General features: G+C 43.7%; 22 protein-coding genes. 15 read left to right on the top strand and 7 right to left on the bottom strand.

The window, feature by feature from the left end:
• Positions 1–72: 72 nt before the first annotated feature.
• The gene (locus tag BKB51_RS08280) at positions 73–1,452 is read left to right on the top strand and encodes a TolC family outer membrane protein (RefSeq protein ID WP_085900617.1); all 1,380 of its coding nucleotides are present in this window, start codon (positions 73–75) and stop codon (positions 1,450–1,452) included.
• Between the two features lie 244 nt (positions 1,453–1,696).
• Positions 1,697–2,053, top strand: coding sequence for a hypothetical protein (locus BKB51_RS08275; RefSeq protein ID WP_085900616.1), 357 nt, complete (start codon positions 1,697–1,699; stop codon positions 2,051–2,053).
• A gap of 87 nt (positions 2,054–2,140) precedes the next feature.
• On the opposite strand, the gene BKB51_RS08270 is transcribed toward BKB51_RS08275, so the two are convergent.
• Together BKB51_RS08270 and BKB51_RS08265 are read right to left on the bottom strand one after the other, a co-directional pair.
• Positions 2,141–2,779 carry a ribbon-helix-helix domain-containing protein gene (locus BKB51_RS08270; protein ID WP_085900615.1) on the bottom strand — a complete coding sequence of 213 codons (639 nt, stop codon included), beginning with the start codon at positions 2,777–2,779 and terminating at the stop codon, positions 2,141–2,143.
• 108 nt (positions 2,780–2,887) lie between these two features.
• Complete coding sequence (locus BKB51_RS08265) at positions 2,888–3,247, bottom strand: hypothetical protein (protein ID WP_085900614.1); 360 nt, start codon at positions 3,245–3,247, stop codon at positions 2,888–2,890.
• A 373-nt stretch (positions 3,248–3,620) separates the two neighbouring features.
• On the opposite strand from BKB51_RS08265, the gene BKB51_RS08260 reads away from it, so the two are divergent.
• From BKB51_RS08260 to BKB51_RS08220, 9 genes are all read left to right on the top strand, one after another.
• Positions 3,621–4,055, top strand: a complete 435-nt coding sequence (locus tag BKB51_RS08260; protein WP_125911809.1) for a hypothetical protein — start codon at positions 3,621–3,623, stop codon at positions 4,053–4,055.
• A gap of 159 nt (positions 4,056–4,214) precedes the next feature.
• Positions 4,215–5,030, top strand: a complete 816-nt coding sequence (locus BKB51_RS08255; RefSeq protein ID WP_085900612.1) for an LOG family protein — start codon at positions 4,215–4,217, stop codon at positions 5,028–5,030.
• A gap of 500 nt (positions 5,031–5,530) precedes the next feature.
• Entirely contained in the window at positions 5,531–7,219 is a 1,689-nt protein-coding gene (locus tag BKB51_RS08250; protein ID WP_085900611.1) for a Na/Pi cotransporter family protein, read from the top strand.
• Between the two features lie 237 nt (positions 7,220–7,456).
• Complete coding sequence (locus BKB51_RS08245) at positions 7,457–8,494, top strand: putative 2-aminoethylphosphonate ABC transporter substrate-binding protein (protein WP_085900610.1); 1,038 nt, start codon at positions 7,457–7,459, stop codon at positions 8,492–8,494.
• 319 nt (positions 8,495–8,813) lie between these two features.
• Positions 8,814–9,935, top strand: coding sequence for a putative 2-aminoethylphosphonate ABC transporter ATP-binding protein (locus tag BKB51_RS08240; RefSeq protein ID WP_085900609.1), 1,122 nt, complete (start codon positions 8,814–8,816; stop codon positions 9,933–9,935).
• 1 nt (position 9,936) lies between these two features.
• A complete protein-coding gene (locus tag BKB51_RS08235; RefSeq protein ID WP_085900608.1) occupies positions 9,937–11,640 on the top strand; it encodes a putative 2-aminoethylphosphonate ABC transporter permease subunit in 1,704 nt (567 codons plus the stop codon).
• 102 nt (positions 11,641–11,742) lie between these two features.
• On the top strand, positions 11,743–12,090 hold the full coding sequence (locus BKB51_RS08230; RefSeq protein WP_085900607.1) for a nuclear transport factor 2 family protein: 348 nt from the start codon (positions 11,743–11,745) through the stop codon (positions 12,088–12,090).
• Positions 12,091–12,239: 149 nt separating this feature from the next.
• A complete protein-coding gene (locus BKB51_RS08225) occupies positions 12,240–12,764 on the top strand; it encodes a tellurite resistance TerB family protein (RefSeq protein ID WP_085900606.1) in 525 nt (174 codons plus the stop codon).
• Between the two features lie 22 nt (positions 12,765–12,786).
• Positions 12,787–13,185 carry a YchJ family protein gene (locus tag BKB51_RS08220; RefSeq protein WP_085900605.1) on the top strand — a complete coding sequence of 133 codons (399 nt, stop codon included), beginning with the start codon at positions 12,787–12,789 and terminating at the stop codon, positions 13,183–13,185.
• Positions 13,186–13,260: 75 nt separating this feature from the next.
• On the opposite strand, the gene BKB51_RS21300 is transcribed toward BKB51_RS08220, so the two are convergent.
• Positions 13,261–13,485: a cytochrome C oxidase subunit IV family protein gene (locus tag BKB51_RS21300; protein WP_368651263.1), complete on the bottom strand. Its 225-nt coding sequence runs from the start codon at positions 13,483–13,485 to the stop codon at positions 13,261–13,263.
• Here BKB51_RS21300 and BKB51_RS21080 point away from each other — a divergent pair.
• A complete protein-coding gene (locus BKB51_RS21080) occupies positions 13,418–13,558 on the top strand; it encodes a hypothetical protein (RefSeq protein WP_245813251.1) in 141 nt (46 codons plus the stop codon). The genes BKB51_RS21300 and BKB51_RS21080 overlap by 68 nt on opposite strands.
• A 17-nt stretch (positions 13,559–13,575) precedes the next feature.
• On the opposite strand, the gene BKB51_RS08210 is transcribed toward BKB51_RS21080, so the two are convergent.
• The 4 genes from BKB51_RS08210 to BKB51_RS08195 form a co-directional block, all read right to left on the bottom strand.
• Positions 13,576–14,259: a cytochrome c oxidase subunit 3 family protein gene (locus BKB51_RS08210; protein ID WP_085900603.1), complete on the bottom strand. Its 684-nt coding sequence runs from the start codon at positions 14,257–14,259 to the stop codon at positions 13,576–13,578.
• A gap of 248 nt (positions 14,260–14,507) precedes the next feature.
• Complete coding sequence (locus BKB51_RS08205; protein ID WP_046509581.1) at positions 14,508–14,798, bottom strand: chorismate mutase; 291 nt, start codon at positions 14,796–14,798, stop codon at positions 14,508–14,510.
• A 202-nt stretch (positions 14,799–15,000) separates the two neighbouring features.
• Positions 15,001–15,789, bottom strand: coding sequence for a substrate-binding periplasmic protein (locus BKB51_RS08200; RefSeq protein WP_085900602.1), 789 nt, complete (start codon positions 15,787–15,789; stop codon positions 15,001–15,003).
• Positions 15,790–15,886: 97 nt separating this feature from the next.
• Entirely contained in the window at positions 15,887–16,765 is an 879-nt protein-coding gene (locus BKB51_RS08195; RefSeq protein ID WP_085900601.1) for a LysR substrate-binding domain-containing protein, read from the bottom strand.
• A gap of 190 nt (positions 16,766–16,955) precedes the next feature.
• Between BKB51_RS08195 and BKB51_RS08190 the strand changes: the two genes are divergently transcribed.
• From BKB51_RS08190 to phnY, 3 genes are read left to right on the top strand one after another with little or no spacing between them, the layout of a single operon-like run.
• Complete coding sequence (locus BKB51_RS08190) at positions 16,956–18,110, top strand: 2-aminoethylphosphonate--pyruvate transaminase (protein WP_085900600.1); 1,155 nt, start codon at positions 16,956–16,958, stop codon at positions 18,108–18,110.
• Between the two features lie 49 nt (positions 18,111–18,159).
• Entirely contained in the window at positions 18,160–19,410 is a 1,251-nt protein-coding gene (gene phnA, locus BKB51_RS08185; protein ID WP_085900599.1) for a phosphonoacetate hydrolase, read from the top strand.
• A gap of 37 nt (positions 19,411–19,447) precedes the next feature.
• Positions 19,448–20,881: a phosphonoacetaldehyde dehydrogenase gene (gene phnY, locus BKB51_RS08180; protein WP_085900598.1), complete on the top strand. Its 1,434-nt coding sequence runs from the start codon at positions 19,448–19,450 to the stop codon at positions 20,879–20,881.
• Positions 20,882–21,154: the final 273 nt, after the last annotated feature.

Below are 21,154 nucleotides of genomic sequence, written 5' to 3'. Positions count from 1 at the left end.
GTTCTGAATAGTCATTTTATTTTGCCTGTGATTCGACAATGAACACAGGGAAGCATCGGGGGAAAAATACCAATGCGCCAGTTTGGTAAAACTTTGGCAGTAAGCTTTAAAACCGTACTTCTTGCGAGTGCGCTTGCTGTGCCAGCCATGTCTTCTGCTCACGCAGTTACATTGCAGGAAGCTATTACTCAGGCTCTTGCCACAAACCCGGATATCGGGGTTGTCGCTCATAATCGTGAAGCTGTTGACGAAGAGCTGCGTCAGGCTCGTGGCCTCTACCTTCCTCAGATTGATTTGTCTGCTGGTGCAGGTATCGAAAGTAACGATGACTCTACGTCACGTGCAGCTGGTGGTACTGGTAAGCATGATGTCATTAACCCAACAGATGTTTCTCTCACAGTTCAGCAACGCATTTTTGACGGCTTTGAAGCTGGCGCGACAGTTGAACGTGAAAAAGCGCGAGTTGAATCTGCTGCTAACCGTGTTCGTGAAAACGCCGAGTTCCTTGCTCTTGATGCTATTGGCGCGTATCTAGAGGTTCTGAGACAGCGTGAATTGCTTGAACTGGCTAAAAATAACCTACAAATTCACATTGATATCGTTGGTAACTTGCAAGAACGTCTTGCTGGTGGTGGCGGAAGCCGTGCAGATGTTTCTCAATCAGAAGCTCGTGCTGCACGTGCCAGAAACACTTTGACCACGACTTATAATGATTTGCGTGATGCGGAAGCTAACTACACACGTATCGTTGGTCACTTCCCTGAAGATCTGAATACTCCAGAAGCATTTGCGACTGAGTTGCCAGGTGGCTTGGATGAGGCCGTTGATTTGGCTGTAAACAGCAACCCAACAATTCGTATTTTCGAAGCTGATGTTCGTACTGCCGAGGCGGATGTTGAACTTTCTGAAGTTCCTTTCTATCCAACAGTAAACTTGGAAGCTTCAAGCGAGCATCGCGATGAGTTTGATGCGACACCAGGTTCATATGAGCAAAATAATTCTGTAATGCTTCGTCTGCGCTGGAACCTTTTCCGTGGTGGTATTGATCGTGCCGCAAGACAAGAAGCTCTGGCGCGTCTGTCAGAAAGTAAGAACCAGCGTTATAGTTCTGTTGTTGATGCGCAGCGCGAAATGCGTCAGTCATGGTTCGCACTGGAAGCAAATCGTCAATCTGTTACTGACTTGGCAACTTCCGTTCAGTATAACACAGAAACACGTGACTCTTATCGTGATCAGTTCGATGTTGCACAGCGTACATTGCTTGATGTTCTAGATGCCGAAAATGAACTGTTTACTTCACGCGGTCAGCTGATTTCTGCGATGACGAATGAGCAGCTTGCTTCATACCGTATTCTTGCTCTTAGTGGTCAACTGATGGCTAGCCTTGGTGTTCAAGCACCAGAGCAGGCAAATGTTGAGCACGAATCTTGGGCAGATGGCCTAATTGATTAATCTCTCTTGAGATATGAATTCAAAAGGGCGCCTTTGGCGCCCTTTTTTGTGATTGAATCTTTTAATGGAAAAACGGCCATGTCGCCTTTTCCTTTGTGTGGGTCAATCATAAAGTCTGTGTGTTAATCTTGATGTCTTAGATTTTGTTCTTTGTGTGGCAAAAGTAAGTTGTTATTTTAAATAAATGCTATATATAGCAGAATGAGAGATACGAATTTGTATCTATATTAGCTTGCGAGTAGAAATGAGTACCAACATTAAAGATCATACGGCTGTTGGTGCCGTGAAGAATAATCTGGAGCCTTTGGTTTCAGACGATTACTTCTATTCTGCATTTGAGGCAGCTTATGATGATCAAATAGAAGTTGTTTCTCTTCATCTTGACGACCTTCTACCTGATGAATCTGGAGCTGTTGTTCTATTTGCGGGTGAGGGGAACCAAGTACATCTGGAAGCTGGGGAATTGTTAATTTCCAGTGGTGTTGCAAGTTCTCACGTAACCGCTTCTGGTGTGGATGTGACGGGGCTGAATGTATACAACTTCGCCAGCGGATTGACGCTATATAGCGAAGGTGAAGTTACGATCCAGACGGGAATGTAATTTTCTGTTGCGGAATGATTGAGCTCTAAATACGGGCGCCAATTTTTTTACTCTTAAATTAATACTGAAGATTATCGAGCACATGGTCTAGCTTGGTCTGGGTGAGGCTACGCGTGGGGCGCTTGCAATCCAGATAACGAGATGTTGCTTTTTTTGATTAAAAAGATTTGCGCGCACCATTCTGGCTTGGGCGGTGATTACTTTTCCGGGTATCATTCTTATTATGCGCGCATCGATGTGTTCTATCTGTGCCGTTAGGAGTTCTTTCAGATTGTCCTGAAGCAGCCCTCTTGTTCGTAACTGAAAAAGTTTGTTGATGCTTGAGCCTTCCAGGGCGTATTTGTCTTCGCCAATCCAATTATAAAAAGCATTGTTGCTTGATATTATCGTCATATCCTGTGCGATGAGGGCGGCAGGGCTGGGGCTTGCATTGATGATGGATAAGAGTGTGTCTTTGTTTGTATCTGCTTCTGCTGCCGCTAAATGACGCTCTGCAGATATCATGCAAAAAACTCGCAGGAACGAAGAGAAATTTGGACCTTGATAGATCGTTTCCAGTTTGCCAATAAACTTTCCAACCTTTAGGTCATGATCGCTTGCAACCATTTCCAGGGCACGCCAGAAAACAGGCTCTAATCGTATGGAATAGCGCTTTTTGTTGTACTGCACGATCCGAGCTTTAGGGGCTTGGTCTGCAAAGTTCACTGGAAAAATGGGTTTAGGCATATTTCTCTTATTATATTAGTCTTTCGTAAACCTCAATAAGAGGAAGCCAAGTGGTTGCTAGTATAGTGCGTCGTATTTGATCCGAGCGAATAGTTGGTTGGAGTAAGCCTATGGTAGCATGATTTCTTCATTTTGCCCGACAATGCCACCGAGGTCGGTTAATTTACTTCGCAATGCATAGCGCTTTGATAGTTTTCTTTGGGCTGCTTTTGGCAAATCAGTCATCATGAGGACTCTTTTGTCAATCAGAGTCGTAATCAGATCTTCAAGTACGCGTATCATCTCGAGGTCAGAGGCTGCGAGCTCTTGATGTATCTCTCCCTGTTTGCCGTCTTGTTGTTGTCCGATTTGCGTGAGAAAGGAAACAAGTTCGGGATTATCTGATTCTAAAAACTCGTTTGCGGTGTCGGTTTGTTCCTGATGGATACCTGCAATTTTTCCATCATCTGATCGTGATACGTATGGCATAAATTCTCCTGTGGGTGAGTGATAATCACGACCCTCATCTGATATTGTCGATATACGGCCTTCTATCATAGATAGGCCTAATATAGATCTGTGTGTGTATTTCAAGGTAAAGATAAATGGTTAATGACAGGTAAGTAATTGTGTTCATAAGGGAAAAATACATTAAATTTCTGAATTACCGTGATGTTTTTGTGAACGCCTGAATGTTTCCATACGGAATTTGTCTTGATGGGGACATATTTGCCAACGATAGTAAAATGATACAGTCAGTATATCCTGTTTAGTGTGATATGTTTGGTATCAAGTGAATTACGAGTAGGGGGTAAGGATGATAAAGTCAGTGTGCAAAGCTGTTTTGTTTTTGGGATTATGTTTGTCCACTTTGATTGTATCGGCCTCTGCGAGGCCTTTAACGGGTGTTCAGGAAATAAAGCTGAATGTTTCCCCTTTGGGACACTATAGCAAGCAGTGTGGTTTGACGAGAGAGGCCTTTGAGCGCGCGTTATTGGGGAGTATTCCCGAGGGCGATATTCGCTTGAGTAACTCTTCGTCCTATTGGTTACATACACGTGTAACCACTGTTGTGTTCGAGGAGACAAATTGCGTCAGTAATGTCGAGGTCACTCTTTACGCCAACACGCGTTATTATAATCCGGCGACTCAGCAAGAGCTTTCTGGTCGTGTTGAGTTGTGGCGCGGTGGAGGGTTATATAGCTCTGTTAATGATAGCCATCAAGTACAGGTTAACAGTGCGCTGCGAAAACTGGGGCGCAAGCTGTATGCTGCGTGGGAAAAAGATCAGCTGTAAGCGCTTAAATTACAATTTCTTTCGTAAAATATTCTGAATTTAAATTTTTACTTAATAAGCTGATCTATAAAATAGTGATGTTGTTTATATAAAAATGACTTTGTTCTCATGTATTTATGAGGAAGATTTATATTTATCAGTGTTATTGAAAGGTACTACATGGACGATAATCCGTATGATATTCCAAAGTTTTATCACGACGACGACTTTATGGACTCAGGGGATGCAAGACCCCTAAGAATTTTATCCGAATATTTTGGTCCCCAGAACCGATTTGAGAAATTTAATGTCGAGGACACAATTGTCTTTTTTGGATCCGCTCGCATTAAATCAAAGGAAGAAGCAGAAGCTGCAATGGTAGAGGCCAAGCGCACGGGAGATGGTTTGCGTAAGGCCGAACAGATGATGAAGGTGTCTCGCTATTACGAGGAAACTCGGGAGCTTGCGCGGCGGTTTACTGAATGGTCCAAAACCTTGACCGACGACGAACGTCGCTTTGTTGTCTGTACTGGTGGTGGTCCTGGTATTATGGAGGCTGCAAACCGGGGAGCTTCTGAAGGGAAGGGGATTAATGTTGGGTTGAATATTTCCCTACCCTTTGAACAGAGCGAAAATCCATATATTACACGTGAGTTAGCTCTGGAGTTTCATTACTTCTTTATGCGGAAATTCTGGTTCATCTATCTGGCGAAAGCTGTGCTGGTGATGCCTGGTGGCTTTGGTACACTTGACGAGTTCTGTGAGTTGTTGACGCTTATTCAGACGCAAAAAATCAAAAAGAAAATGCCGATTGTTCTCTATGGATCTGACTATTGGAACAAAGTGGTTAATTTTGAAGCTCTTTGCGAATTTGGAACAATTAGCGAGGAAGATCTGGATCTTTATCTGGTGACGGATTCTATGGATGAGGCCTTTGAGTATGTAACCAAAGGCCTATTGGAGCACGCATTGGAATCACCTGGACCGATGCTTTAGGTTTGTTGCAAATAGCATTTCATTATAATCACGAGCCTCTTGTTACGCAGGAGGCTCGTTTTTGTTTGTTATGTGGGCTTAGTAAGTCTTAAGGAATGATTTGGACTATTAAATAGTATATTCATAGATAAAAATAATATCAATCATTTGTAATATCGATTTGATGAATATCATTGGACGCGCCACAATAGTAAACGAATTTGAATTTTGGTGTCATTAAGGATGTTGTTACGATTATAGATGTATTTATGTTAGAAAAATGCAGTATAATTGTCAAAGTGTGTTGTTATTTTGTTGTGAATACCACAAATCTTTGTTATGAAAATATTTCTTTAATATGACACTTTTATGAAATTGAACTTGTCTGATGGAGGGGCTTAAAGTTACAAGTGCTAGTTCCGGAATAAAATATCTGTCGATACCTGTATATGGGCAGGATCGTATTGGCGATTAGCATTCTGTAAACGAAATATAATTCATTGAATGAGGTAAGTATAAGCGTGTCTGGTTTTGACCTTTTGTTAAAAATAGCTGGTGGTGTTGCCCTTTTGTTGTGGGCGACAAGAATGGTGCGCACAGGTGTGTTGCGTGCATATGGTAGTCAGCTACGCCGCTTCTTGGGATCGGCGACAAAAAACACGCTGTCTTCATTCGGCATGGGGATCGGCATGGCCGGTATCCTGCAAAGTTCTACGGCAACGGCTTTGCTTGCAGTAGCTTTTGCAGGTAAGGGCCTTATTGCAATTGCACCTGCCTTGGCTGTGATGCTAGGTGCTGATGTTGGATCAACGCTGGTTGTGCAAATACTTTCTCTGGATATTTCGTGGCTTTCACCAGTATTGATCTTAACAGGCTTTTTTTGTTTTACGACCAGACCAACGATGACATTACGGCATTTAGGGCGTGTCTTTATTGGTCTTGGATTAATGTTGCTATCTCTTAAGCTTGTTGTCGCAGCTTCTGAACCTATGAGAGATAGTCTCGTTCTGCAAAATATCCTGGCTGCTTTGTCAGAAGCACCTTTGTTTGCCGTCATTTTAGCCGCATTGATTACCTGGATCACTCATTCGTCAGTTGCGATGGTTTTGTTAATTATGTCATTGAGTGTGGCGGGCGTTGTATCCACTGATTTGGCATTGATCTTGGTGTTAGGTGCTAATGTCGGCGCAGGTATTGTGCCTATGGCTTTGACGATGTCAGAGACGCCGACTGCCAGACGCATTCCTATGGGGAACATGTTGTTCCGATTTATAGGTGTATTGATTCTGTTACCATTGATGGAAATAATAACGCCTTATATTGCGGAGTTGAGTGGGGCTGATGCTGGGCGCCAAGTCGCTAATTTCCATACAATATTTAATATTGGACTTGCCATTGTTTTTCTTCCGCTTGTGGGGGTGATGTCACGTTTGATGGAGCGTGCTTTGCCTGAAGGTGCTGGTACAGAAGATGACCTCAAGCCAAAATATCTTGATGAGAGTGTCATTAACACCCCAACGGTGGCTGTGGCTTGTGCAACACGTGAAGTGTTGCGGCTGGCTGACGTTGTCGAAGAAATGCTTCGTAAATGTATCGATGTTTTCGAAACAAATGATCCGGTTCTTTTGCAAGAAGTAAGCAAAGCAGATGATCAGGTTGATGAGCTTCACGAGGCGATCAAGTTATACCTTACCCAAGTGAGTATAAGTGAATTGGATGAAGACACGAGTGCAAGGTGTGTCGAATTGATTTCATTCACAACCAATCTCGAGCATATCGGTGATATCATCGACAAAAATCTCTTGGAAATCGCTAACAAGAAAATCAAAAAGAGAATTGAATTCTCTGAACAGGGCTGGGCTGAACTCGTCGAATTACATCGCATGGCGTTAGACCAGATGCAACTGGCGATGACTGCGTTTGTATCCGGCGATGTCGATATTGCACGTCAACTTATTGCAGATAAAGAAAAATTCCGGGATATGGAACAAAGCGGGGGGGATAAGCATCTCGACCGACTTAGGGAAGGTCGTGTTGAATCTATCGAATCCTCTGCACTGCATATCGATATGATCAGAGATTTAAAACGTATAAATTCACACCTGACATCCGTTGCTTATCCGATTTTGGATGCCAGTGGTGAACTACACGAAAGTCGTCTTCGTGTGCGGCCTCATTCCGAGAGGCGCTCTACAAAGGTGAGTAAGTAATCCGGCGTAGCCGGTGAACTGAGGGCACTATTAGCTGGATGTCCTCTGTTTGAAAGAGCCTTGATTTCTCTGCCAGGGAAATTGAGTTTGGACGGATGTTCAATTTAAAGTTTTTGAGTAACAAAGACTTAGCAAAAATGTAACAAAGTGTCGCTATAGACGGCGCGGTACATAAAACTGAATAGGGATGTCGAAGGGAAAAGCCTTTTGACGATCACATTGAGGAGCATGAAAGTAATGAAAAAAGCATTTTCAACAAAATTGCTGGGTGGCGTTGCCACTACTTTGGCCGCTATTGGCTTTTTAACAGGCAGTGTATCTGCTGAAGAGTTGACAGTTTATACTGCTGTAGAAGCTGAAGATCTAAAACGCTATGCAGCGGCATTTAACGAAGTTCACCCTGACATTACGGTCAATTGGGTGCGTGATTCTACCGGTGTTGTTACTGCCAAGCTTTTAGCTGAAAAAGACAATCCGCAAGCTGATATTGTTTGGGGTCTTGCTGGTTCTAGCCTTCTTTTGATGAAAAAAGAGGGTATGTTTGAAACTTATGCTCCTGCTGGTGTTGATCAATTAGATAGCCGTTTCCGCGATAATTCCGACAACCCGGTTTGGGCTGGCATGGATGCTTGGGTTGCTGCTGTTTGTGTAAATACATATGAAGCGGAAGCTAATAACCTTCCGATGCCAACATCTTGGGCGGATCTGACAAAGCCTGAGTACAAGGGCCATATTGCGATGCCAAACCCTGGATCATCAGGTACTGGCTTCCTGGATGTTGCTAGCTGGCTTCAGATGTTTGGCGAAGAAGATGGTTGGGCATTCATGGATGATCTTCATGAAAATATCAGCCACTACACGCACTCTGGCTCTAAGCCATGTAAGCAAGCAGCTGCGGGTGAAGTGCCAATTGGCATCTCTTTTGCCTTCCGTGCTGCTAAATCCAAAAACCAGGGAGCTCCTTTGGAAATCGTAATTCCATCCGAAGGCGTTGGTTGGGAAATGGAAGCAGCGGCAATTGTCAAAGGTACTGACAAGCTGGATTCAGCTAAGAAACTAATGGATTTCATTGTTTCAAAGCCAGCTATGGAGCACTACAACCAAGGTTATGCTGTTGTTGCGATGCCAGGCATTTCTCAGCCAATTGAAAACTATCCTGCGAATATTACAGACAGCATGATTGCAATGGACTTTGAATGGTCAGCTAATAACCGCGATGCAATCCTTGCTGAATGGACTGATCGTTATGACTCTAAATCTGAGCCTAAGAACTAATCAGATTATAGTTATAAAGTAAGATGACAATTCCGCCCTTTGGTAGACCAAAGGGCGGGGTTTCAACAATCAAATAAGTGTTTTGAGTTACGATACTTTGGGATCTGAAACTCGCACGATGATTTACAGTTAAAAAGAACCATCAGTGATAAGAATATAATACGATAATCAAAAATGTTATCTGGGTATTATATGTTCTGGTTAGAACCCGAATTTTACCCGACGGTAACACAATGGAATTGTCGACACTGATGCAATTAAGCTGTTGCAAAAGAGCACAGAGCAAACTGTGCCGTTTTGCCGCTTGAGAGGAATGGCAATGAGCGCAAATACTGCTGATACCCGGGCCGAGACAGGGAATGGGCAAAAGCCCTATCTGACAACATCTAATTTAACAAAACAGTTTGGTAACTTTACGGCGCTATCTGATATTTCGCTGGAGATTTACGAAGGTGAATTTGTTTGCTTCCTAGGCCCATCCGGTTGTGGGAAAACAACACTGTTACGAGCTATTGCCGGGTTGGACATTCAGACTTTTGGTACCGTAACACAGGCGGGGAATGATGTTTCATCCTTACCTCCGAGTGAACGCGATTTTGGAATTGTATTTCAGTCCTATGCACTGTTTCCAAACTTGACGATCCATAAGAATATTGCTTTTGGCTTGGAAAATAGAAAATTGCCAAAAGCTGATATTAATAATCGGGTGAACGAACTTCTCGAACTTGTTGGCCTCACATCGCAAGCAGACAAGTATCCGGCACAGTTATCCGGCGGACAGCAGCAACGTATTGCGTTGGCCAGGGCGATTGCGACCAATCCAGGGTTACTATTGCTTGATGAGCCTCTATCCGCGTTGGATGCAAAGGTACGCGCACATCTTCGTCATGAAATCAAAGAATTGCAACGCACACTTGGCGTGACAACCGTAATGGTTACCCACGATCAGGAAGAAGCGCTGACAATGGCTGATCGTATTGTGGTGATGAATGACGGTGTTATTGAGCAGGTGGGAACGCCACTTGAAATCTATCGTCACCCGGCTTCTGCTTTCGTCGCCGATTTTATTGGCACAATGAACTTTGTTCCAGGTCAAGCGAATGGCGGGAATATTCTTAAAATGGGTAATGTTGAGCTCAAGTGCAATCCTGAGAATATTACAGAGCAGGGCAACGTTACTGTTGCATTCCGTCCCGAGAATCTTTTGGTTCAAGAAGGCGGAGACAAACTTCCAAACGCCTTTGAAGCTGAAGTCAAATATATGGAATTTATGGGGTCTTTTTTCCGCGTTGACCTGTTAAGCAAGCAGACCAATAGTGAAGCGCACATCAAAGGTGATTTCTCTATTAACATGGTCCGACGTACTGGTGTTAAAGAAGGCGATACTATTACCGTTTCTATTCCTCAGGACCGTTTGACGGTATTTCCCGGAGTAAATTGATATGGCGGAGATAACAAATTCTACGCCATTAAAAATGGTAAAACCAAAGGCAAGCCGTGATGATTGGACCATGCGTGCCTTTATGGTGATGATCGGGGCCTATCTGCTTATCGCACTGGCCTTTCCGCTATACACGATGCTTTCCAAGTCTTTTGAGAATAAAGATGGCGTTTTCATCGGCATTGACAACTATCTGAAATATTTCTCGACGCCAGCACTTTTCAATTCCATTGAAAACTCAGTGACGATTTCGATCATCACGATGGTGATTACAGTCACACTGGCGTTTATATATGCCTATGCTTTGACCCGATCCTGTATGCGGTTCAAGGGTTTTTTCAAGATCATGGCGATGATCCCTATCCTGGTTCCATCTTTGTTGCCGGGAATTGGGCTTATCTATATGTTTGGAAAACAGGGCTACATGAAATGGCTTTTGTTTGGTGAATCAATTTATGGCCCGTTGGGGATCGTGATTGCCGAAGTTTTCTTTACCTTCCCTCATGCACTACTGATCATAATGACCGCTTTGTCTATTTCTGATGCGCGTCTATATGAAGCGGCAACAGTTTTACGAGCGCCAAAGTGGAAAATTTTCTGGACAGTTACACTGCCTAGTGCACGGTATGGCTTGATTTCAGCCGCTTTTGTTGTATTCACTTTGGTGATTACTGACTTTGGTGTGCCAAAAGTGATCGGGGGGCAATATAATGTTCTTGCCGTAGATATTTATAAACAGGTTATCGGACAGCAAAATTTTTCCATGGGTGCTGTGGTTTCTGTTGTTCTTCTTGTTCCTGCTATTTTTGCTTTCTTCATTGATCGTCAGGTACAAAAGAAACAGGTTGCACAGTTGTCGGCCCGTGCGGTTCCTTTCGAACCAAAACCTAATAAATCTTTTGATGCCATTATGATGAGCTATTCCAGCTTGATCGTGGTGATTATTGTCACAATTCTGGCAACCTGTCAGTTTGCGGCTTTGGTTAAGTTCTGGCCCTATAATCTTACTCTGGGATTGCAGCACTATAACTTTGATCTGATGGATGGCGGCGGTTGGGATGCCTATTATAATTCCATCAAAATGGCTCTTTGGACAGCGGCTGTGGGGACAACAGTTGTGTTCACTGGTGCATACATGGTGGAAAAAGGACGTGGCTTTCAACAGGGAAGAACACTGTTTCAGTTCCTTGCTATGATGCCGATGGCTGTGCCGGGGATGGTTTTGGGCTTGTCCTATATCTTCTTCTTCAACAATCCGGATAATCCTTTCAACTTTATCTATGGCACAATGGCAATTCTTGTTGTTTCGACGGTGACTCACTTTTATACGGTGGCTCATCTGACGGCGATGACAGCATTGAAGCAGATGGATAAAGAGTTTGAGTCCGTCTCGCAGTCTCTCCAGCAACCTTTTTATAAAATGTTCCTGAAGGTGACGGTACCAGTTTGTTCTCCGGCTATTTTGGAAATTGCAATCTACCTCTTTGTGAATGCAATGACGACGGTATCGGCTGTGGTCTTTATCTATTCCTATCACACACAACTGGCATCAGTTGCTGTTTTGAATATGGATGATGCGGGGGATATTGCCCCGGCGGCGGCTATGGGAATGATGATTTTCTATACCAATGCAGCTGCGCGACTTCTTCACGCCGTGGTATCGAAGTATATGGAAAAGAAAACCCAAGCTTGGCGACAGCGATAAGAGTTGTCTTTAATCCATAACAAATGTTTAGTAGAAAGAGGGGCGGAAATATCCGCCCCTCTTTGTGTCTGATCTAACTCCGTTGAGTAAGAGGAATACCTCATGACTTCGTCAGCTGTTGAAATCGCCGAAAAACAACTTGTAGCCTACAACAATCATGACCTTGAGAGCTTCTGCGATTGTTTTAGCGAAGATGTGGAGGTTCAGCTTCTTCTGGATGATGAGGTCCTTTTTCGAGGAAAATCAGCTTTGAGGGTGACCTATGCGGAACGCTTCAGTCATCCCAAGTTACATGCAAGGCTGCTCAACCGTATTGCCGTGGGGCGTGTTGTTATCGATGAAGAAGAGGTAACGGGACTGGGCAATGGCTCGTCTTTACATGTCTTGGCTATTTACGAAATCGAGCACGGGCTTATTAGTAAGGTTCGCTTTGAACGGGCTGAGGGGTAATAGATATTGTCGATCCCACACCCCATGGTTTTATGATAAATGCAATTTAATCGTTCTTGTGTAGTGTGGTAACGCTATATTAAAAGAAAGGTAATACGTTATTATTTGAAATAGTTTAATCTATGATCATGGGGGTTCGGATATAAACTATGCATATTCTATTAGCTGTTGTTGCTGTTCTGGGCGGAATTGCCTTTTTCATTTGGCGTGTGCGTTCGACCGCGCAAGCGGCCAAAGATGTTGTTGAAGCTGTCGATGATATCAGGGCGACGGCGCGTCGCTATAATCACAGTCGCAAAACCAAGGCCAATCCACTTGAGAATATAGAAGACAATCGCGTTGCCGCGGCGACAATCCTTGCGGCTTTTGCCCGAATGGATGGCGACTATACCCGAGAGCAACTGGTTGCAATCAAGGAAGAATGCAAACGGGTCTTTAATACATCGGAAGCAGAGGCGGTAGAAATTACAGGACAAAGCCGTTGGCTGATGGAACAGACTGCAAACGTTGATGAAGCCATCAGACGGTTAAGCAGAGTTCTAAGACGGGCTTTGGATGTTGAAGAAAAAAAGCAACTCTTAACAATGGTTACCCATATTTCAACGATTGAAGGTGGCCAAATGAGTGAAGCACAGGAACAGAGCCTGAGTCAGTTAAGCCGTCAGCTCGCGTAAATTCTAAGGCGCTTAGACGTATATGACTGATAATGAAATGTGTCCCTGTGGCTCGGAAGAAATATATGAAAGCTGTTGTGGCAGTTTTCATTCTGGTTTGGCGTTGCCGGAAACCGCAGAACAGCTAATGAGGTCTCGCTATTCAGCTTATGTTAAACAGAATGTCAGTTACCTAAAAGAAACTCTGTGGCCGCAGTATCAAAAGTCGTTCAATGAAATCGGTACATTACTCAGAGCACAGGACAGCCGATGGCTTGGTTTGGAGATTATTGACACCTTCAAAGGGCAGCCAACTGATAAAGAGGGATCCGTTGAGTTTATCGCGCGATCTGTTGTAAGTGGTGTTGCTGATCAACAACGTGAAAAAAGCCTTTTCCGTAAGAAGGGCGTGCGTTGGTTTTACGTCAAAGCCCTATCTTAATTAGAGGCATAATTCCAGGTTAAGCTAAATTTATAATCGTAAGCTTGTTTCTTGGGGCATTATCTGGAAATGTATTTAAATACCGAATGCTAAAGAATAAGTTGCTATAACCATCGTGATTATCATGAAGATCGCGAAAAAAAATCCACGTCTCCATTGAGGTGCTTCGTGACGGAGTTCCAGGAAATCAAGCAAAAGCAATCTGCATTTAAATAGGGTTGTGAGCATTAATATGACGACAGAAATCAAACCAATGGGTGCGGCTATTTCGTCTGTTTCAAATACGTCACCACTGAGCATACTGATTATTGTTAATCCGGACATGAGAAGCCATGTAATCAAAAGACGCGATATGGCTGTTGGTCTTATATAAGATGTATGGGGCATTCGTTATCTCACCAAATAGAGAATTGGATATAGGATTAGCCAGATAAGGTCCACCATGTGCCAAAAGGCACAGGCTGTTTGAATGTTTTCATGTTTTTTGTAACAACTGACCAATCCCAAGAGTAATAAGCCAAATATTACATGTGCGGCATGAAAGCCTGTCATGAGATAGAACAGGGTAAAAAAACTATTGGTTTCTATCGAAATTCCAATCGCGCTCTTCTCACTGTACTCGTAAAACTTCAATACTAAAAAAAGTAATCCAAAAGCCGCTGTTACTGATAGGAAAGCCCGGGCCAAAGATATTTTGTTTTTCTTACTTGCTTTGTTTGCAAGAGCAGCAAATAAACCGCTGGTTATAAGAACAAGTGTATTGAGACCGCCAATCAGGCGGTTGAGTTTGGCTTGGGAATTGATAAAGAGATCCGGGTTATCAAGAAGTTTTACACAATACCCGGCAAGTAAGAGACCAAAGACCATCAGCTCACTGATGATCAGTATCCACATCATTGGATTGCCTGGAAGTGCATCTAAAGGTCCCCAAGCATTTTGATTTGTATCGATAGTGCCAATGGCTTGGTTACAATTAATGGGTGCTGGTTGTCCTTCATCATTCGGATTTGAATCTGATGCAGTTTCCCTTAAGTATGCCTCATAGAAGTCACTATCTTTGTCTGGTGGACGCATGGAATTGCCTTGGGTCTCTTTTACAGATGATTGATCCTTTAGAGGTGAGGCTAAGTTGGCAATACGACATAATGCCTCACGGAAAGTAAGGTTTTTGAGAGACAGGTAAATTCAGAAAGCCAAACGACAACTACATCGCAGAACTGTTTTGTGACAAATCTAGCTTTGATCTTCCTGTATTGTGCTGATTTGACATCGTGATAATCAAATACTGTAGGAGATTAAAAAGAAGAAGATATCGTCTGAGATTATCCTTTACGGATTTTTTTATGATTACGAATAACTTCTTCAATAACAAAATTGATAAATTTTTCTGAGAAATCAGGATCAAGCTTGGCTGATTTTGCAAGCTCGCGCAGGCGCTCAATTTGCTTTTGTTCTCTTGAAGGATCAGCAGGGGGCAAGTCGTACTCTTTTTTGAACAGGCCGACTTTCTCTGTAATTTTAAAGCGTTCAGATAACATATAAATTAAAGCGGCATCAATATTATCGATACTATCCCGATATTCACCAAGCTTTGCTTTAATATCATCTGTCATGCGCGCTGTACCTTCAAACTATTAGATAATGCCTTTGCTGATTATTGTGATCAAATCGGCGCAAAGGACAATCAGAGTATTTACCTAGAAATCTTATAGATGTGCAGACGCGGTGAGTAAATTAGAATACGCAGACGGCAGACATTTTCTTAGGTGTATTATCATAGGACTATAGGCGCACAATTATAAACAGTTAGCCTATTTATTGTTTGATTAGGCTAAGATGATCATCAATAATTTTTTGCAGGGTGCCGTCATCCCTCATGTCCTGAATTGCCCTGTTCATCTCGTCAACGCGATGGGCGCAATTGGCATTTTTATTGATCATGACATGCATGGCGTTTGATAAAATAGGCATCTCGAGGGGAACAACCGTTTCTTCAAGGTCGAGAGCATGTGTGTGTTGCAGGCCTTCGACATACCCAAGAATGCCATAATCGGCCCTGTTGTTTTGAAGCATAATAACAATGCTGTCGCTTTTAGGAACTTCGATAAAATCCAAATGTCTGTTTGCAAAATTATCAAATTCGTCACCTAATGAACCGCCCAGAAGGCGCATGCCTGAACGACCTATCAGGTCCTGAGGAGAGGTTAGAGAGAATTGGTTGCCATCTTTCACAAATACTCTTAATTCATCGGTACCGAGTTGCTCCGAATAAAGGTATTGCGCAGCTCGTTCCTTATTCCAATAGGCCCCCAGAACCATATCAACATTTCCCTGTTCCAGGTCATAGAGGATACGTTTCCATGGTTTATCGTTGACGATATTAAGTTTGAGCCCAATTCTTTTGAGGGCTTCATGGGTTCCATCAACAACGATGCCTGTCAATTGCCCATCGTCTTTTCGATAGACAAAAGGATACCAATTATTAATGCCATTGCCGCTGAATGACGTGCAGTTATCAGATGCTTTTACTTGGGAGGGGGTGGTGAAACTAACAATAAAGAAACCGACAAGAGCTAGAAATATAATAGATATTCTGATCAGCATCACTTGGCCTCTCTATGTGTGAATAAGAAAAGGTTGGTATGATTATATCACAAACAGGTTCGCAAATTGGTTAATGTATTTTTACCATGACTGATATTTAAGTCAGGTTGCTAGAGGTTGAACTCTGAATTTGGTCAAAGAATGCCCGTATTACTGGAGAATCTTTTTGCTCTTTTAAGCAGGCAACATACTCAAGGCCCTCGAGCTGGACATCCTTGACGGTCAATCCGTGAAGGCGGGTGTCATTACCAAATTCACTTTCAAAAACCACACCAATCCCCAGGCCGGAAGCGACAGCTTCTCTGACGGCTTCCCGGCTTCCTATTTCAAGAACATCGGTTAATTTTACGCCAGCACTTTCAAGGGCTGTTTCAAAGATTTTACGGGTTACGGACCCTTTTTCCCTGAGAATAATACGGTGATGAGGAAGCTCTGTAATGCTAATGCTACGTCTGGCTGACCACGGGTGGTTACGGTCTACAAAGACAATCAAGGGTTCGCGTTTCAGTGGCGCGGCATGTAGTCGCCGATCCTCGTGAATATTGGGCATAACAACGACGTCGGATTTCCGCTCGAAAAGTCCTTGCAAGACTTGTTGCGAGTTTCCGAAGCTCATTGAGAAGTTGATCCCAGGATATAATCGGCTGAAAGTTGCGAGCAAAGGTACAACATGATAGGGGGCATCTGCTGCTACACGAAGCTGACCAGACATTAACCCGCGGGCAGAAAGTAAGACTTGTTCAGCTTCTAGCTCAACCGCAAATTGCCTGAGTGTCACGGCATGAAGACGCCGTCCAATTTCTGTGATTTCGATACCACGCCCCCGGCGTTCAAACAGTTTCACCCCGTAAATTTCTTCCAAAGCTGCGACCTGACCGGACAGGGTAGGCTGGGTTACGTTGAGAACATCAGCAGCCTTGGTAAAGCTTCCTTCGCTGGCAACAGCATGGAATGCGCGGATTTGGGCATGGTTCATAGATAAAATCAATCTGTAATATAAAAAGTATCGATTTGATTTATGATAAAGATTCGATGCATATAGAGCAAGACGTTGAAAACATTTAAAATGAAAAGCATTCAATTAAGTGAATAAACAACGGAAATTAACCGGGTGATGTGGTGTTAATCCATTGCTCTTGTTCTTGGATCAAATGAGGAGATCCCATATGTCTGATAAGACATCTGAAGTTGCTGCTTCCCCGTCTGGCGATCCTTGGCTTCTAACGCCAGGTCCCCTGACTACTTCTGTCGCTACTAAGGAAGCAATGCTTCATGATTTCGGTTCCCGGGATAAGAAATTTATCGAAATTAACCGACGTGTTCGCAGTAGTCTCTTGAGCATAATTAATGGGCAGGACGATTTTGTCTGTGTTCCCTTGCAAGGTAGTGGAACTTTTTCCGTCGAAGCCATGTTGGGAACACTTGTACCTCAGGACGGAAAGCTGCTTATTCTTGTGAACGGCGCTTACGGTCATCGTATGGCGAAGATCTGTAGTTACTACGGACGTGCGCACGACGTTATGGAATATCCTGAAGATCAACCCGTAAGTATTTCAGACCTTGATACTCGCTTGAGTGAAGATAAAGCCATTACTCATGTCGCTGTTATCCATTGTGAGACAACTTCTGGTGTCCTCAATCCGATTGCAGGTGTTGCTGAAGTTGTTGAAAAACATAGCCGTTCACTTCTGATTGATTCTATGTCTGCTTTTGGGGCGCTTCCTGTTGATGCGTCAAAAATTAGATATGATGCAGTTGCTGCTTCTTCAAACAAATGCCTTGAGGGGGTTCCCGGGATGGGCTTTGTTCTCATCCGCAGAACTGTTTTGGAAAAAGCAAAAGGCAATGCGCCTTCACTGGTTCTCGATCTTTATGATCAGTGGGTGCAGATGGAAAAAACCGATCAATGGCGGTTTACGCCGCCGACACACTGCATTGTTGCATTTGAGCAGGCTATCCGTGAATACGAAGCCGAAGGTGGTGTCGATGGTCGCGGTGGGCGCTATGCCTCCAACTGCAAAATTCTTGTCGATGGTATGCGTGCACTGGGCTTTGAAACTCTGTTGCCTGATCACCTGCAGGCGCCGATTATTGTCACTTTCCACAAGCCGACAGATCCGAAGTTTGATTTCCAGAGCTTTTATGATCGCCTTGCGGAGCGTGGCTATTTAATCTATCCGGGCAAATTGACTGTTGCAGACTCGTTCCGTGTTGGCTGTATTGGTCGCATGGGCAATGATGATATTCGCAATGCATTGATTGTCATCGAAGAAACGTTAAATGAAATGGGCGTGGAAAACTGCGCACCGGCTGCTGCCTAACCCGATATTCGTTCCTTGATTGGGCATTTGTTATAGTGGGAGATACCCTATGAGTACTGGTAAACTCGTTCAGGCCAATGGCCGTTTGTATAAAAGATCTGATCGCCCGATTGTGGTGGTCTGTGTTGATGGCAGCGAACCGGATTATATGGAAGTTGCGATGAAGGCCGGGCGTATGCCATGGCTGAAAAGTCTGCTTGATAGTGGTGTGAATACAAACCGTATTGCAGAATCTGTTGTGCCTTCATTTACGAACCCGAATAACCTTTCCATCGTGAGTGGTTGTCCGCCTCGCTATCATGGTATTTGTGGTAACTACTTCTACAATCAGGAAACTGGTGAAGAAGAATTGATGAATGCGCCAAGCTATTACCGCGCAAAAACAATCTTCTCTTCTTATCAGGATGCTGGTGCAAAGGTTGCTGTTGTTACCGCGAAAGACAAGCTTCGTTTACTTCTCGGGCATGGTCTGGATTACAGTAAAGGCAATGCAATTTGCTTCTCTGCGGAAAAATCTGATCTCGCCAACATGGCGGATAATGGCATTGAGAATGTTAATGATTTTGTGGGAATGCCTGTGCCTTCTGTATATAGTGCAGATCTTTCAGAATTTGTTTTTGCCGCTGGCGTCAAGTTGTTGGCAACTGTTCGCCCGGAAATCATGTATCTTTCCACAACTGATTTCATCCAACACAAATATGCCCCTGAAGAAGAGGGCGCATTAGCGTTTTATGAAATGATGGATAAATACTGGGCGCAGCTTGATGAGTTGGGTGCTGTCCTGACCCTGACAGCTGATCATGGTATGAATCCTAAGCATGATGCTGACGGCAAACCGAATGTTCTGTACCTTCAGGATTTGTTTGATGAATGGTACGGCAAAAATGAAGCCCGCGTTATTCTGCCAATTACAGATCCATATGTTGTTCACCATGGTGCACTAGGATCGTTTGCTACCGCTTATTTGCCGAAGGGGCAGAGTGTGGATGAAGCAATCAAACGCCTGTCAGATGTTGATGGCGTTGAACTGGCGATATCTGGCCCTGCTGGTTGTGCTATGTTGGAACTACCTGAAGATCGCATGGGTGACATTATCATTATTTCCGAACGTCATTTGGCTTTGGGAACCTCTGAAGAGCGTCATGATCTTTCAGCGTTGGATCGCCCCTTGCGGACCCACGGTGGTATCACCGAGCAGAAAGTACCGTTTATCAGTAACCGCCCAATGCCGGGTATTCCATCAGATATGCGTCTTCGTAATTTCGACGCGTTCTATTGCTCTGTAAACTACGCTGAGTAATTGGCCTTAAATAAGGGCAGGAAATAAGGATAGTAAAATGTCTGTAAAGATTGTTGGTCATGAACCAATGCGTATCGCCGGTAAGAAAGTCGATACCGAAGGCCGTATTGATGTATATTATCCCTACACAAACGAAGTGATCGGGACAGTTCCTCGCGGAACAGCCGTGCATGCAAAAGAAGCTTTTGAAATCGCGGCAAACTACGAATCAAAGCTGACGCGATACGAGCGTCAGCAAATTCTCTTCCGTGTGGCAGAGATTTTGAACGATCGTAAAGAAGAGATTTCTGATATCATCACGGCTGAATCAGGCCTTTGTAAGAAAGATTCTCTGTATGAAGTTGGTCGCGCCTATGATGTTTATACGCTGGCTGGCCAGATGTGTATTTTGGATGATGGCGAGATTTTCTCTTGTGATATCACCCCTCAGGGTAAGTCACGTAAAATCTTCACCGAGCGTGAACCGTTGAAAGCAATTTCTGCGATCACCCCGTTCAATCATCCTTTGAACATGATTTCGCACAAGATTGCACCCGCGATTGCAACAAACAACTGTATCGTTTGTAAGCCAACCGAAAAAACACCCCTTACGGCATTGATCTTGGCTGACATCATTTATGAAGCTGGCTTGCCAAAAGAAATGCTGACCATTATCACAGGTCTTCCAGAAGATCTTGGTAACGAGTTCATCCGAAATGAGAATATTGAGCTTGTGACTTTCACGGGTGGCGTTCCTGTGGGCAAATACATTGCCGAAAACGCAGGATATCGTCGTACTGTTTTGGAACTTGGTGGTAATGCTCCGCTTATCGTGATGGAAGATGCCGATCTTGATAAAGCTGCGGAACTTGCTGTTTCTGGGGCAACAAAGAATTCGGGACAGCGCTGTACTGCTGTGAAGCGTATTCTTGTGGTTGAAGAAATTGCCGATGAATTTTCAAAACTGGTTCTCGAAAAAGCACAGAAAATCAAATACGGCGACCCGATGGATCCGGAAACAGATCTTGGTTGTGTTATTGATGCTGAATCTGCGTCAATGTTTGAACGTCGTGTGAATGATGCCGTCGAAGTTGGAGCAAAGCTGCTTTATGGTAATAATCGCGATGGCGCGCTTTATCCGCCTACCGTTGTTGATCATGTTCCATTCGATTGTGAATTGGTACGTGAAGAGACCTTTGGACCCGCTATTCCGATTATCCGCGTTAAGGATATTGATGATGCGATCCGTGTGTCGAACTCTACAGCCTTTGGTCTTTCATCTGGTGTTTGTACGGATAACTTCAAATACATTCAGCGCTTCATCAAAGAGCTACGTACCGGAACGGTAAATGTTTGGGAAGTACCTGGGTATCGCATTGAAATGTCACCATTTGGCGGCATTAAAGATTCCGGACTTGGTTATAAAGAAGGCGTTATCGAAGCGATGAAGAGCTATACAAATGTTAAAACTTACTCGTTGCCTTGGCTTTAAACCAGTCATCGCTCGACTGTTTAAATAAGAGACCTTGCTGAAAGGCTATCCCGTAAGTCCTTGGTTGGTTTACTTGCGGTCCATTATAAAAGTAATGGGAGGTTTGATAAAAGCCTGATAAAATCACTGACGGGGAGAGCAATAGCTCTCCCTTTTTTAAGTCTTCCATTGTACTCGCGTATATCTTTTTTTCAGATTCATCAAAAATTTAGAGGCGAATTCACGACTAAGTATTTCTTAAGTTTTAGAGGGTTACCATCCAAGGTAGATAGT

The sequence above is a fragment of the Kiloniella majae genome (assembly GCF_002118315.1).
Taxonomy (GTDB): Bacteria; Pseudomonadota; Alphaproteobacteria; order Kiloniellales; family Kiloniellaceae; genus Kiloniella; species Kiloniella majae.
The sequence above is the reverse complement of the archived record's forward strand: the minus strand, read 5'-3'. Positions and strand labels throughout refer to the sequence as shown.